Origin of the sequence: Thermosphaera sp. (assembly GCA_038827615.1) — an archaeon.
Lineage (GTDB): Archaea > Thermoproteota > Thermoprotei_A > Sulfolobales > Desulfurococcaceae > Thermosphaera.
Genome location: JAWBNK010000001.1, coordinates 75,670 through 89,250 on the forward strand (window position 1 = coordinate 75,670; position 13,581 = coordinate 89,250).

Annotated in this window: 13 protein-coding genes and 1 tRNA gene; 4 read left to right on the forward strand and 10 right to left on the reverse strand. The window is 48.7% G+C overall.

The features are described 5' to 3' along the window. Positions 1-272 precede the first annotated feature (272 nt). Positions 273-2,702: a heavy metal translocating P-type ATPase gene (locus QXH45_00470; protein MEM2077730.1), complete on the forward strand. Its 2,430-nt coding sequence runs from the start codon at positions 273-275 to the stop codon at positions 2,700-2,702. A gap of 50 nt (positions 2,703-2,752) precedes the next feature. Here the strand turns inward: QXH45_00470 and QXH45_00475 are convergent, their stop codons facing one another. Both QXH45_00475 and QXH45_00480 read right to left on the reverse strand, forming a co-directional pair. Then, the gene (locus QXH45_00475; protein MEM2077731.1) at positions 2,753-2,926 is read right to left on the reverse strand and encodes a YHS domain-containing protein; all 174 of its coding nucleotides are present in this window, start codon (positions 2,924-2,926) and stop codon (positions 2,753-2,755) included. A gap of 205 nt (positions 2,927-3,131) precedes the next feature. Then, positions 3,132-4,139 (reverse strand): zinc-dependent alcohol dehydrogenase family protein, encoded by a 1,008-nt coding sequence (locus tag QXH45_00480; protein MEM2077732.1) that lies wholly within the window; start codon positions 4,137-4,139, stop codon positions 3,132-3,134. A 46-nt stretch (positions 4,140-4,185) separates the two neighbouring features. On the opposite strand from QXH45_00480, the gene QXH45_00485 reads away from it, so the two are divergent. Continuing rightward, on the forward strand, positions 4,186-4,596 hold the full coding sequence (locus QXH45_00485) for a hypothetical protein (GenBank protein ID MEM2077733.1): 411 nt from the start codon (positions 4,186-4,188) through the stop codon (positions 4,594-4,596). Further along, the gene (gene sfsA / locus QXH45_00490) at positions 4,568-5,245 is read left to right on the forward strand and encodes a DNA/RNA nuclease SfsA (GenBank protein ID MEM2077734.1); all 678 of its coding nucleotides are present in this window, start codon (positions 4,568-4,570) and stop codon (positions 5,243-5,245) included. The genes QXH45_00485 and sfsA overlap by 29 nt, the downstream gene beginning before the upstream one ends. Positions 5,246-5,363: 118 nt before the next feature. Here sfsA and QXH45_00495 read toward each other — a convergent pair. From QXH45_00495 to thyX, 5 genes are all read right to left on the reverse strand, one after another. Then, positions 5,364-5,474: transfer RNA gene (locus QXH45_00495), tRNA-Glu, on the reverse strand. A gap of 60 nt (positions 5,475-5,534) precedes the next feature. Further along, the gene (dcd, locus tag QXH45_00500; GenBank protein MEM2077735.1) at positions 5,535-6,074 is read right to left on the reverse strand and encodes a dCTP deaminase; all 540 of its coding nucleotides are present in this window, start codon (positions 6,072-6,074) and stop codon (positions 5,535-5,537) included. Between the two features lie 145 nt (positions 6,075-6,219). Next, positions 6,220-7,626, reverse strand: a complete 1,407-nt coding sequence (locus QXH45_00505) for a sodium:solute symporter family protein (GenBank protein MEM2077736.1) — start codon at positions 7,624-7,626, stop codon at positions 6,220-6,222. 70 nt (positions 7,627-7,696) lie between these two features. After that, complete coding sequence (locus QXH45_00510; GenBank protein ID MEM2077737.1) at positions 7,697-8,047, reverse strand: hypothetical protein; 351 nt, start codon at positions 8,045-8,047, stop codon at positions 7,697-7,699. Between the two features lie 37 nt (positions 8,048-8,084). Continuing rightward, the gene (gene thyX, locus QXH45_00515; GenBank protein ID MEM2077738.1) at positions 8,085-9,086 is read right to left on the reverse strand and encodes an FAD-dependent thymidylate synthase; all 1,002 of its coding nucleotides are present in this window, start codon (positions 9,084-9,086) and stop codon (positions 8,085-8,087) included. 19 nt (positions 9,087-9,105) lie between these two features. On the opposite strand from thyX, the gene QXH45_00520 reads away from it, so the two are divergent. Further along, a complete protein-coding gene (locus tag QXH45_00520; GenBank protein MEM2077739.1) occupies positions 9,106-9,585 on the forward strand; it encodes a PspC domain-containing protein in 480 nt (159 codons plus the stop codon). Here the strand turns inward: QXH45_00520 and QXH45_00525 are convergent. The 3 genes from QXH45_00525 to QXH45_00535 all read right to left on the reverse strand — a co-directional run bounded on the left by QXH45_00525 (position 9,557) and on the right by QXH45_00535 (position 13,563). After that, positions 9,557-10,336: an anaerobic ribonucleoside-triphosphate reductase activating protein gene (locus QXH45_00525; GenBank protein ID MEM2077740.1), complete on the reverse strand. Its 780-nt coding sequence runs from the start codon at positions 10,334-10,336 to the stop codon at positions 9,557-9,559. The genes QXH45_00520 and QXH45_00525 overlap by 29 nt on opposite strands. Before the next feature lie 542 nt (positions 10,337-10,878). Beyond that, complete coding sequence (locus QXH45_00530) at positions 10,879-12,765, reverse strand: anaerobic ribonucleoside triphosphate reductase (GenBank protein ID MEM2077741.1); 1,887 nt, start codon at positions 12,763-12,765, stop codon at positions 10,879-10,881. A gap of 114 nt (positions 12,766-12,879) precedes the next feature. Beyond that, entirely contained in the window at positions 12,880-13,563 is a 684-nt protein-coding gene (locus tag QXH45_00535; GenBank protein MEM2077742.1) for a 16S rRNA methyltransferase, read from the reverse strand. Positions 13,564-13,581: the final 18 nt, after the last annotated feature.

A 13,581-nucleotide genomic window follows, 5' to 3' on the forward strand; every position in this document is an offset into this window, starting at 1 on the left:
AACGTCAATCCTCTTGTATCGCTGAGCCCTGGCGCTTCACGGGCTCGCTCTCGATCGTTTGAGCGGTTCATTTATTCATCGCTATAACTGTGTTATATTTATTAAAGTGAACGAGAGTTTCAATAATCAGGTGTTCACCCCAGCGTTTACGATTTGATTACCTAGAGCTGGTGAAGTCGAATGAATCGTGAAGACAGGATTTTCTGGGCTCAACAACCCGTGGCAACTTATGTTGGCCTGCCTGATTCATCATTGAGTGTAGGTGAAGAGTGGTGGTAAGCGCGGATTCCCCTGGTCACGAGCTTAGGAGAGAGAGGTTTCGTTTAATCGGTGTCGATTGTGCTGCCTGCATCTACTCCATAAGAAGATCTCTGGAACGATTAGACGGTGTCGTCGGTTTCGAGGCGGATGTAAACAGCGGGGATGCAGTAGTAGTTTATAATGCTCAGAGGCTCTCTACAAGAGACATAGTCAAGGCCATCAGAGACGTGGGCTACGATGTTGAGAAGAGGCAATTGCGGCTGTCTATAGACTTGGAGGAAGCCGAAATACCGGCTTTCGAGAAACACGTTTCTAGAATTAATGGTGTTATAGAATGTCGTTACTCCCCTATCACTAAGGTAGCGGTAATTCTCTTCAACCCTTACACGCTGTCTGAGGCCGAGCTGTTCGATGAAGTTAAGGCGGAATACCCCGGTTTGAGAGAAGTATCCGAAGAAGCAGCGGAGATTTTGGGAGATGATAAATCCGCCGAGCACGTTAGGAGACTAGTATCTTTCGTTGCGGGCTTGACGGCAGTGACCTATCACGGCTTGATGGCCCTCGGTGTTGAGACGCCGTTTCATCATTACGATGCATATTTCCTGTTTACTCTAGCAACACTCGTTATTATGTTGAACCTTGACATTTTGTGGAAAGGATTGAAATCCCTTGCCCGGTGGACGCCAACCATGGACTCTCTGGTATCACTATCCTCGCTTACAACATACTTGTACAGTACTGCAGTGCTCGTGTTATTGGGAGGGGGCGGTGAAGTATTCTTCGAGGCATCAGCCGGCGTGCTTGGCTTCGTCGCAGCTGGAAGATATCTCGAAGAAAGATTGAGAAGAAGGGCTTCAAGGGCTCTTTCCCATCTCGTTGAATTATCCTCGAGAACTGCTAGGGTGGTTGATGGAACTGGGAGCGTAAGGGTTGTCGATATCGGTTTCGTGAAACCAGGCGATATAATAGAAGTGAGAGCGGGTGAGAGAATCCCTGTTGATGGAGTCGTCGTGGAGGGAGAAGGTTATGTTGACGAGTCAATGTTCACGGGGGAGCCCGCGCCCAAGGCCAAGGATAGTGAGCTACGGGATGCGGTCTTAGCCGGGTCTTTTCTAGTAAGCGGCTACATTCGGGTAAGAGCGACCAGGGTCGGCGACGATACGAACCTAGCGCATATAGTTAAGGCGGTGAGGGAAGCTCAGTTCTACAAGCCCAGTATCCAGAGGATAGCTGATAGAGTAGTCGGCTTTATGACGTGGGCCGTTATCCTGCTGAGCTCTATTACTTTCGCCTACTGGTTCATTGTGGAGAAACTTCCCGTTGGGGAATCCCTCCTATTCGCGGTCTCAGTGCTAGCAGTGACATGTCCATGTCCCCTAGGAATAGCCATACCCATGGTTGTATCATTGGCATCGATCAAAGCTACTCAGATTGGAGTATTGATTAGAAGGGGAGACGTGCTAGAGAGGGTGCTGCAGGTGAACGTTGCTGTTCTAGACAAGACCGGAACTCTTACGGTTGGCAAACCCGAAGTGCTTTCATTCACCCCTCTGAATGGATATGATCAGAAAACAGTGCTCGAGAATGCATGTTCAGCCGAGCTCAGGAGTGAGCACCCTCTGGGAAAGGCCATCTTGGATTACTGCTCTACTCATCAAGTCAGACTCCGCGAAGTATCGGAGTATGATCAAATACCGGGGCTAGGAATAGTCGCCAGGCTCGACGATGTCGATGTTGCAGTAGGTTCTGAGAGGCTTTTTGAAAGACTTTACGATAACGGGTTAGACGAGTTCTCCTCCTTAATAGACGAGGTATCATCGAGGGGGAGGACTCCTGTGGTTGTAGCGTTGAACGGCGTCCCCGCCGGAGTCTTCGAGATCGGAGACAAACTTAGACCCGAGAGCAAGGAGTTCATTAGATTCTTAAAGGAGACAGGAATACGTCCAGTTCTAGCGACAGGCGATAATGAGAAAACAGCTAAGGTTGTATCTTCAGAACTAGGCATAGAGACTGTTCACGCAGAGCTGAGGCCCGAAGACAAGGCCGAGCTCGTTGAGATGTTGCAGTCGAGTGGTAACAGGGTTATGTTTGTTGGAGACGGGGTAAACGATGCAGCTTCAATAGGTAGAGCATTCGTGGGAGTGGCGATGGGGAGAGGCTCAGACTTGTCGAAGGAGGCTGGAGACATTGTTATCGTTAACGACAACTTGTCCTCGTTAATAAAGCTGTTCCAGCTATCGAGGAAGTCTCGGAGAAAATCCATGGAGAATCTCGCGTGGGCGTTTGCATACAATTTAGTGCTCGTCCCCATCGCCATGGGAGCTCTATACAAGACCTTCGGGTTGATGCTTAGGCCCGAGGCGGCGGCTGTTGCGATGATGTTGAGCGATATATCAGTAGTCCTGAACTCCTTGTCTCTTCTAAAGTGGAAACCTAGCTAAGGGTCAGCCTTTAAATTGTTTCCTGGCTCCTGACTCCTCGAGCAGTGCTCCTACTCCGGCATCCCCGTCGGACCATGTACTATATAGTGTTCCGGGTCTTTCTCGAATGCCCTTAAGCACCGCACGCTACAGAAGTAGTAGATTTTTCCCTTGTAAACGCTCTTATACTTTGCTTTGCCAGGGTCCACCTTCATTCCGCACACAGGGTCCACAGCCTCCTGCACGGCTCACACCCCGTTTAATAATATTGGCAACGCCGGATAATAACTCCCCGACACGAAGCTAACGTTGTGATAGAATCATCATTTTGTTGTTCGGCGGGCTTTTGATTTAACTAGAAACAACCCCGTTCTCTATATGGTTAGCTCGCAACATCCGCGTAAGGTGCTTTAGGATTTGTTTTCGATGATCCTGCGCATGCATCGGGCACTAGGTAGAGGTGGCATCTAAAACTATCTGCCCCAGGCTTTGAGCATGCTTGAGATCCTTCAATGCCTCATTCGCCTCATGCAATTTGTACTCTCTTACCTCTGGCCGAATCCCATGCTCCAGCGCGATTTCAATGAACTCTGAAACATCTCTCCTAGTAACGTTGGCAACAGTTTTCACCTCTCTCTCACCCCACAGGAGTCTGTATTCGAGCCTTTCAACAGGCGTCATGTATATTTCGCCTAGCACAACTCTTCCACCTTTATCCGTCTTCTTCAAGGCCTCCACGAAGACTTCTGAAGCCGGAGCATACACTATCGCGGCGTCGAGCTTTTCTGGCGGTTCATCCCCCGTCCTCCCCGCCCATTCTGCGCCATTCCTTAGGGCGTGTTCGATTTTCCACGGGCTGCTCGTAAACACGTAAACGCGAAGACCGAGTTTCCTTGCTGTTTGAAGCATTAAGTGGGCGGCGCTCCCGTAGCCGAATAATCCGAGAACACCTTGCTTTCCTAGGAGCCCAGTCATTTTAAGGGACCTGTAGCCAACTGCTCCTGCGCACATTAGCGGAGCGGCATCTGAGTCGCTGAGTCCATTGGGGATTCTGTGGACATACTTGTAGTGCGCGACCATGTATTCGGCGTATCCCCCGTCAACCGAGTAGCCGGTGAACAAGGCGTTGTCGCAAAGGTTCTCCAATCCCCTCTTACAGTATTTGCAAACCCCGCATGTCTTGTAGAGCCACGGCACTCCGACCAACTCGCCTTTGGATACTCCTTCAACGCCGTCCCCGGTCTCCACGACTCTTCCAATAACTTGGTGTCCCGGGATAAGCGGTAATTTAACCGGGGGTAGCTCACCCTCGACTATGTGGAGATCTGTCCTGCAGACTCCGCACTTGTGGATTCTAATCAACACTTCCTCCGTACTTGGGGAGGGCGTTTCCACCTCTACGTACTTGAGAGGATTTGTTTCAACAGGGGCCGGCTTATAGAGGACCATGGCCTTCATAGGTTAAAATACACCTGACATCTATATGGTTTCAAGGGGGTATTAATTGGTCACGCTAGCCAATACGAGCGTTTACTTTCTCCAAGCTTTGGCAGGAGCATTAATAATTGCTTTACTGGCTTTCCTCGCGTTGTTTGGTTCTAAGGGTTTCAGAAGATACATTGTAACATGGATGATTATTGTGCTCATCATATTGCACTACTCGATTGTACTGGTCGTATCAAGGATCGCTAAGGTAACTATATTGCCACTCATTATTATCGAGCGTGATACATACGGTGGAAGCATTTACCCGGATTATGGCCAACTAGCTGTTCTAGTTTTAATCACCTTGTGGAGGAAGGAGGTTTTCAACACAATTACGTCTTTCTCCAAGAGGCTGACGCAGAGTGGTGCAGGTGGCGAGAATCCTCAAGCTGGAGAACCTGTTGGAGTGCAAGGTCAAGAGGAGAGTTAACAGGTTCACAGTGGAAGTAGAAGTTAATGGGAAGACAGCAGGAGCTCACTTAACAAACACTGGGAGACTGAGCGAATACCTCGTTAGAGGGAAGAGAGGACTTTGCGCGTTGATTGATTCGCCGAGGCTTAAGTACAGGTTGATAGCCGTAGAAGACCAATTCGCGTATGCCGTCGTAGATACCTTAACGCAACAAAGAGTTTTCGAGCAACTTCTTGCACAGGGGATGATTCCCTGGCTTTCCAAGTGCGAGCTGTTTAAGAGGAATTTTAGAGTTAGAGGGGAAGTGATAGACTTCCTTGTAAAGTGTCCGGGTATTTCGCGGCTGGTTGAGTTGAAGAGCAGCGTTCTCCGAGTTCAAGGTATCTACGCATCATATCCCGACTGCCCCACCGAAAGGGGTAGAAGACAGATCAACGTTTTAGCCGATGTCGCTGCTGAGTATAAGCCGGCGGTTGTCTTCGTGGCTGCGTTGCCAGGCGTTGTTGGATTCAAACCATACTGTAGCGGAGACCCATTTATTTTTGACGTGATGAAAAGAGCTGCTGAGAAAGGAGTATTGTTTAAGGCCTTCAACATCTACATGGTTGATGAGACAGGGTGGATCGTTCTGGAAAGACCTGATCTCCCCGTAGTGTTGGAATGCTGAATAACGATGAAGGAGAACAGCATTATAATATGACGCTGTGGGCGAGGGATACGTGTCAGAGTGCGTCGCTTGAACCCTTCCCTAGGATGCGGGTTGATATGAATTGAGAGTGGATCAGTGCCGCCGCCGGGATTTGAACCCGGGTATCCCGCACCCTCTCTCTAACGGACCTATAGGGTGTCACGGGCTCGAGAGGCCCGCATACTTGACCGGGCTATACTACGGCGGCATCTAGGTAATGGATTAATTGTTTAAGGGTTTTAAAACCTTGTTTAATCTGAAGTGAAGACTACTTTTGATTATTTACATCCGGTCTGGGCGGGGTAACGTTTACCTGACCCTGGTACTTGCCCCCGTATGGCTTGTATACTGGACTACTGGTCCTCAGGAAGACTACATGCAGGAATCTTTGAAGCGGGTAGACTCTCACCGGGACGTTCCCCCCAATAATCTCGATAGTGATGTTTCCCTTGAACCCGGCGTCGATGACAGTTGGAGGTATGAATAGGTTTAGCCTTGCAAAAGTGCTCCTCAAGTTCACCAGCCCGACAAGGTCTACCGGCATCTCAACCCATTCAAGCGTTGTCGCTAGCACGTGCTCGTGCGGATTTATAATAAATCCTTCATCACCCACCTTCTGGCACTCCATGAAGTCTCCCACGTTCACCAGCCTAGAGTCGAGCACTCCTCCATTTGGTTTAAACCTGCAGAACTCTCCCCCGAACCGCATGTCGACCCCGTTCTCCCTTACCGTGTCCTCGAACAAAGGGTCTATGACGAGGAGCTTCTTCTCCAGGTAAACCCTAATATCCCAGTCGCTCAGAATCATTCAAACACCTCGCGGGGGCTCCCCCGATACATATGTTTCAGCGTGTTATTTAAACACAGACGTCTTCGCGCCTACTCAACCCTGAATAAGGCTGGGGAAACAGGAAAAAAATCTAGCTGCGTGATTCAAGAGGAAAAGTGAATCGCTATTCTTGCACCTCTTGCAGCGGGGGAGCCGGAGGTCTTCCCGCGGCCCTCCCGATCGCCACTACTATTAGGAAGGTGATTACCCCGACCAGTGCTCCTATCACGGAGTCTCCGATGCCGTATGGCTGACCCGCTAGTCTCCAGTAGACGCCGGCTATGCTTCCAGTTATTATTGATGCTATACCTGCTTCCTTAGTGACATACTTCATGATCAATCCGAGTGCGAAGGGGGCAAACGGTCCAGCCGACCTGAGCATGAATGCAAACGTGTTTATAGTTACGATGTCGAATCGTGTCAAAGCAGCGGCAGCGGCTAATGCACCCACGAAGACGACGCCTAGGCGCGTAAGTATTAGTATCTCCCTGTCGCTTGCGTTCTTCCTCAAGTACCTCTTCCACACGTCAACGGTGAAGATTGAGGCGACGCCGAGCATGTCTGAGTCTGCACTCGACATGGTCGCGGCTAGTACAGCGGCTAGCGCTAGTCCAGCGATAGGCTCGGGGGCGTAGCCCAGCATTACTTTAGCGTATGCGTCGCTAGCGCTGATGCCAGGGAGTTCTGCGAGGGCAACGAGCCCTATGATGGCTGGAATGAACGCGTAAATGCTCATGAAGATGCCTGATAGTATTGATCCCTTTAATGCTATTTTTTCATCCTTCGAGGCGAGGGCTCTCGAAGCCATCTCAGCACCGGTGATGAAAGACACTATGTACATGAAGACGAGGTTTAAGATGTTGTTGTATCCAAGCTTGAAGAAATCGAGCTGTCCAGCGGGGAGTCTCGCGACGACACTCTCCCAGCTTCCAGCATTTGCGAGTATGAAAGGGACAGCTATCAGCATTCCAAGAGTAATCATGAGCCACTGGACGAAATCCGTTAACACATCAGCCCAAAGCCCGCCGAGAATCGTGTACAGTATTGTGATGATGGTTGCCAACAATACTCCTGTTTCAAACGGGAGGCCGGTTAAAGCCGAGAATATCGTGCCCGAGGCCAGTATTTGCGATGCGGTGAGTGTTGTTAGAGATATCATCTGTAGGATTGAAGTAGTTAAGTGAGATGGAGGGCCGAACCTTCCAGAGATGACTTGCGGGAGAGTCCAAGCCCTTGTTTTCCTCATATAGTAGAATACGTAGCCAACGGGGATCATGGCTATTCCAGCGGTCATTATGTACCAACCCGCTGACAGCCCCCACGCACCGTAGGCTCTTGCAGCAACTCCTACAGTGCTCCCGCCACCGATATTGTTGGCTGAGAGTGAAGCTGCAACGAACAATAACCCCACTCTTCGTCCTGCAATTACAAGGTCCTGAGCGGTTCTCACCTTATACCTGGCAGCGTAGAACCCGACTCCTAACATGAATAAGAGATACGCTAGGACTACTATCAAGGCCCATAAATACATAACATTCACAAGGTAATATTCACGGTTAAAGTAAAAAAATCTTTAGTTTCTCGCAATAGTCTTGATCGAGTTAAATGGGAGTCGCGCCTTCACTAGTCATTAAATCATCATACTTTACGTATGCAGCGAGGAGAAGTGCCCCGACCACAACTCCGCCGAAGATGAACCCGAGAGCACAGTCTGTGAGAGTCAAGTTCTTCGCTTCTTTGAACTTACCCTTTTGGATTAAGTCGATTATCTGTGTGCAGTGATAGTAGACGACGAAGTCAATTATTGCAATAACCATTACAAAGAAGCCCACTACGATGAATATGGTCGCGATCCCAATAATCAAGAGTACGACCGCGAATAATACCGAGATAGTGGACGCCATGCGTGTTAAACTGAGAATAGTGTCGAGCGCGTGAGGTCTCTCGCTCACGAGGTTTCCCTTAGTAAATATTGGTTTCGAGAAAGTATTAAGAGTTCCGGAAAAATTTCAGAGCATTCCAAGCTGTTGTGAGACACTGGCTTATCTGGGAGTTGGGTACATGCTCGGGGCATTTTTGAATAGTGAATGAACACTCGCCTCTCAGGTAATCGTCAAGAGTGCAAGGCTTGAGGCGGGTTCTATTCTCGTAAAGCACGCATCTCGGTCCAGCATAATTGAAAAGAGTGGGGTGAACCTCTACTAGTTGACTCCACAAGCCCCACGCAACCATTCTTATCTCCCACTGGGCGCGGGCACACATTCTCAATGGGAGGAATATTTCTAAGAGCTCCCGGGCGTTCATGGATACTAAGAGCCTTGTCTTAACGGCTTGCGGTAGGAGGTATCTAGCGTCTTCATACGAGGTCTGAGATGCAAGCGCTTCGTAGTATCCCGCCGTTGCCATCAATAACTGCTTCAAGGGCTCAACCCTCCTGGTTTCAACCAGTGAGGGCGGAACGATAAACCCCTCTGCTACGAGATCTAGTAGCGTTTCAAAATCCTCGAGCTCGTCAACGAGTTTATACAATAGCGTGCTTATCCTGCCGGGGTCTTCTGAAAACTCAACCCTCATTGCCGAGAAGGCTTTTTCAACCAAGCCTTTCAAGTATCTATCACTGTATCTCTGGGACAACTGGGAGTAGCTGGCATGCCTGTGTCTAACTAGTTGGTGGCTGCATGCTCTACTGCACACGACTTCGAAAACGTAAATGCTATGCTCGAGCGGGCTTCCATGACCTCTGGAGACAAGCTCTCTAATCCACACGTTCTTCTTCTCGGGACTCAGGCTTTCCATGATACTCGTAAAATCCTTGGGAGTGATCGTCAACTTTGCCGATGATGCTATTATGTTTTCAGACTCGTTGAGCCACGCCACGAGGTTGACTCGTGGGAGATGCTTCGGCGTTGATTCTCGAGAGACCTTTTCCATGCTTAAAACCTGCGTCTGAACCTCTCCAAACCGAGTATACTTATTATGCAGGTTTTTCATAAAAAATTACGTGATAACAATGAGCGAGATAAAAAAGCTTTACAAGTCGAGGAGCAATAGAGTTCTCTGCGGGGTTTGCGGGGGCATAGGCCACTATGTTAACATAGATCCAACGATTGTGCGTCTTCTATGGGTTTTAATAACCATTCTGAGTCCCCCGGCTGGGCTGATTCTCTACGTTGTTGCATGCATCATAGTTCCAGATGAACCGGTTCCACAGCAATCAGGGGTAACTGTACAACCATCCAAGCCCGGCGTCAACGTGGAGGGTGCTGTCGTAATGGTTGTCGGGATAATTCTAGCCGTACTAGGGGGCTTGATGATATTCAGCGTTATCGCTGAGTTGTGGAGAAGTATTTCGCCCTGGGGTTTCATAGGGGTTGATGAACGTTTTAAGATCGTTATTGGCATCGTGTTAATGGTCGCTGGAATAGCTTTGGTGTTGAAGCAACGCGAGATGAAGCCCCAGCCTACTTCTCCGCCACAACAATCCTTGTAAAGCCGTGGTTTCTGAACACGTCTGCCAACGACTCTAAAAACCCTCTTCCCACGTTGCAGTATTTAGCACACCATTCAACGTCCCTGGGATTGGTAACTGGTTTACCCAGAAGCGGTTGAATAATAATTGTCAAATCGTTCACCCTACGCAGATGCTTTTCCAGAATAAGTACCGTATCCTCCAGCAACTCAGGACTGAGAAGCCTAGATACTGGAACCCTTAGTTCTAGGGATACGCTGTACTCTGAGATAGTCTTGACATTCTCCAGGAAAAAGCTCCAAAGGCGGTTGGAGGCTTGCCTGGATAGCCCGTAGAGCTCTTGATGAGGTATTTTCAAGTCGGTTGCGATATGGTCAACCAGATTTTTCTCGAGGAGTTTCTTCAACGGCTTTACCAGTGTTAAATTAGTGTTCAAGCTTGTCTTAACGCCTGAGAGCTCTCTAACTTTTTCAAACAGCTTAACTAAACCCCTCCACTGGATAAGGGGTTCGCCCCCAGTCACGTGTATATAGTCGACTAGACCAATTGAAGAGGTTAACGCTTCAACAACCTCGTCGACGCTAATCCATTTGCAGAGTTCAACATCATTCTCGGCAAGCCTCCAGTTGTGGCAGAAGGGGCATTTCAGGTTGCAACCACATAACCATAGCGTGAAAGATACTGAGGCGTGAACGTCCACTAGAGAGACGCTCTTCCATCCCGAAGTGAGTAAATCCTTTCGAGACAACTCACGACCCTTCTCATCAATCAACGTAATGATTTACAATTCATCGGTTTTAAATCAAAGCCCTTCCCACCAAATTACAAGTGGTGGAGAGGCAACCGGTCCCAAATAACAACCAAGTTATGCAAGGATTAAGCAGAACTCGTCTACTATGGGTTTTATCCTTTCTTCGATCCGTTTCCCGATACTTTTAATATTGAACCTGCGTTCGCGTTTAACGTTTCAGGGGGTATGGGTGTGATTGCGAACGTTTTTCTAAATTCAGCAACGCCTAGACAACGGACGTGATGGGTAGGGGTACTTGAGTGTTAATAACCCCAGGAGAACCGGTCCCCTAATACTTTAGTTTGGAGGGTAGCTTCCCAGTAACCTGTGTATCATATCGATTTTATCATAGGAGGAGTGACAGGGGTATCGTGAGCCAGCTGAGAAGTAATGTCACACCGCCTCGTGGTCCCCTTCGAAGACAAGATATTGAAAACCCATAGTTGAAGTGAAGATAAGTGGCCTTGAGTACTTCTATTCAAGCCTACACTATAATGATGTATATGCGGCACGGGTTTGAAAAATTAAAAGGAGTAGTGTTTTCTCTGCCAGAACTCTCTCCTCCTGTACGGGTTCCAGTTCCTAACTGGTCTGTAATATCCTATTATCCGGCTCCAAACTTCCACTTTCTCGCTCCCGCACTTGGGGCAGGACTTGTATAAACCAGTTATCGTGGAGCTGCAGTCGTTGCAGTGTGTTATAGCTGGGGTGAAGCTCCAGTAGACTATGTCCTTCTCCATTATCCTCCTCGCTAGCTTTGCTAGCGCCTCGGGGTCTGCTTCCTCCCCAAGGAACAAGTGCATCATTACTCCACCAGTAAAGTATTTTTGAACCCTAGCCTCGACTTCGATCCTGTCCGCAATGTCCATCTCAGTATAATATGGAGCTACGCTCGTACTGTATAGTGGCTCCATCGGCAGGTACTCGGCCAGCTCCGGGTATAGTTTCAAATCCTTGAGGGCGAGCTTAGGGGCTGCAGACTCGCCGGGGACCTCCTCAACGTTCCAGGGCACTCCGTCCTTCATCATCCATTCTCTCGCCTTGTTAGTCGCGTATTCAACCATTTTCCTCATAAGCTCTGCAGCCTTCAACCAGTCTGATCTAGCACCGTCGAGCCACAGCTTCGGCTCCTGCATCAATATGGCAACGGCTTCGGGGAGACCTATCAATCCTATAGTGTTGAAGTGGCTGGAGGGGAATTCCTCCAAGTACTCCACTATCATCCCGTAGAAGCCCGGCGACGATTTCATGATGCTCACGTACCTGTTCCTAAACCAATCCATCCCTTCTTTGACCAACATGAGCATTTCATCGTAAAGCTCCCAGAACCTCGACTCCTCGCTCTGAGCTTCGAGCGCTATCCTGGGCAGGTTGACATCTATCACGTTAACCGAGCCCGTGACATCGGGCATTGCCCACAAACCGCCAAACCTTTGCCTCTCAATCTTTCTCCAGAAATCCTCTCTAGCTTCTTCAACGTCCTTCTTAATGCTTGTTAGAGAGTAGCTTTTTCCATTAGCTAAGTATTTAAACTCGTTGGTTTGGATGTTTAGCCTGCAACACATCGCGTAAGTTGCATCCGGGTCCACGAGCCTCGTGTTAAGCCAGTAGAAGCTTCCCCTCTTGCTGGCTACTTTAAAAACGAGCTCATGTATCTCAGAGTCCTCCCAAATCCACTTAGCAGTCGTCATCAGCGTAGGTATTGGGAACGTGAACGGCTGACCCACGGAGTCTCCTTCCAGGAGGATCTGAGCGAATGCCTTGAAAAACCTCTTAGCCTCTTCCTCGTACTCTCCGAGAACCCCGGCCTCAACACCGCTGTATACCGCTCTATCCCCCTCTATCATCTTCCTGGGGGCGTTCATCGTGACTGTGAAGTTCGTGAACGGCGTCTGAAGACCCGTTCTCGTTGGATAATTAAGGTTGAATAACAGCCTCTGTATCTGTTGCTTCAAGGCCCTATCGCTGGGGTTGTCTGCTTTTATGAAAGGACCCGCATACCACTCGACGCTAGAGAAGGCTTGAGCCCCTGTGAAGTAGTGTTGCATAGTAGTCAAGTAGTTGGCTATGTGGTCGACGAAGGTATCAAGATGTCTCGCAGGCCTGGATATGACCGTGGGAGTCTTCAAACCCTTCCTGAGAAGCCTGCTCAAGCTGTGCCCAGTACAGTATGGTATGTAAACGCTGTGGGGAAGCTTGTGAATATATATTAAGCCGCTGGCGTGCGCCCTAGCTATCTTCTTCGGAAGAAGCTCTATCGATTCTTGCTTGATCCTCTCTTCAAGCAACCATGCGAAGAAGCTTCCTGGACCCATGTACCTGTTAGCGTTCTCGTTGACCTCCAGGCTGTTCCAAGATATGTACTCTTTTAATGGATCGTTAACCGGTTTTTCCTCATAATTCAACTGCATGGAAAACAACTCTTATTCTTAATTCTCTTTTTCCACCGTATAGCTTATAAGTGTTTCCCTTCCTTTGAACAGTGATCAGGATCTTTAACAGTAAGATATATTTTGATCAGAACCTCAAAGAATACCCAGCATGAATTCAACGGATGAAATCAGCCTTGAAGAAACTATCCATGTGGTTAGGGATTCTGGATAAATAGAATAACAGTAGTCAGCGGCTCCCAGCGTCTCATCTCTGAAGTCTCCATGGGGGAAACCCCCAATACCAACTAGTAGGTTTTCCTTCAAAGCGGTTTCAGCTACGTTGCTTATCTTCATTCTGCTGCATTCTTCGCGTAGAATCAATAACCCCCTGGCTTTCGACTCTCTAACTAGTTCCTTTAGATTCAGTTTTTCGACCCGAAGCAACGGGCTTTGAGAGTCGGGGGGTGTCCTGCCTCTTGAAAGCAGCTGCTCCATTAGTCCAACGAATCTATTATAGTTCTTTGGGATTCTAGTTGAAGGATCTATGAATATTACATCCCCGCCGTACGTATGAATAAAAACCTCGAGTAACCCCTTCTTGTTCAACGGGCTCTCCAAGGCTTCGAGAAGAGTGGTGTGGACGATATCCGGTCTCCCTCTCTTAAGCTTATCCGGTAGCTTCTTCATCGCTGGGTAATGAATGCTTACATCTAGCAATACTTCACTAGGTTTTTTCCCTCTCCTGGCAGCGTTCTTTAGGATTGAAGGGTGGTTGGCGATGCTTTTAGGCACCAGCTCTAGTCCAGCCTCAAGAATCACTATCCTTAGTTTATACATTCAACAGACCCCACTGTA

What these genes read in the sequence shown, in the direction of transcription:
- QXH45_00535 (MEM2077742.1), bottom strand. Translation starts at nt 13,563, where the DNA reads ATGTATAAACTAAGGATAGTGATTCTTGAGGCTGGACTAGAGCTGGTG.
- QXH45_00505 (MEM2077736.1), bottom strand. Translation starts at nt 7,626, where the DNA reads ATGTATTTATGGGCCTTGATAGTAGTCCTAGCGTATCTCTTATTCATG.
- dcd (MEM2077735.1), bottom strand. Translation starts at nt 6,074, where the DNA reads ATGATTCTGAGCGACTGGGATATTAGGGTTTACCTGGAGAAGAAGCTC.
- QXH45_00480 (MEM2077732.1), bottom strand. Translation starts at nt 4,139, where the DNA reads ATGAAGGCCATGGTCCTCTATAAGCCGGCCCCTGTTGAAACAAATCCT.
- thyX (MEM2077738.1), bottom strand. Translation starts at nt 9,086, where the DNA reads ATGAAAAACCTGCATAATAAGTATACTCGGTTTGGAGAGGTTCAGACG.
- QXH45_00530 (MEM2077741.1), bottom strand. Translation starts at nt 12,765, where the DNA reads ATGCAGTTGAATTATGAGGAAAAACCGGTTAACGATCCATTAAAAGAG.
- QXH45_00520 (MEM2077739.1), top strand. Translation starts at nt 9,106, where the DNA reads ATGAGCGAGATAAAAAAGCTTTACAAGTCGAGGAGCAATAGAGTTCTC.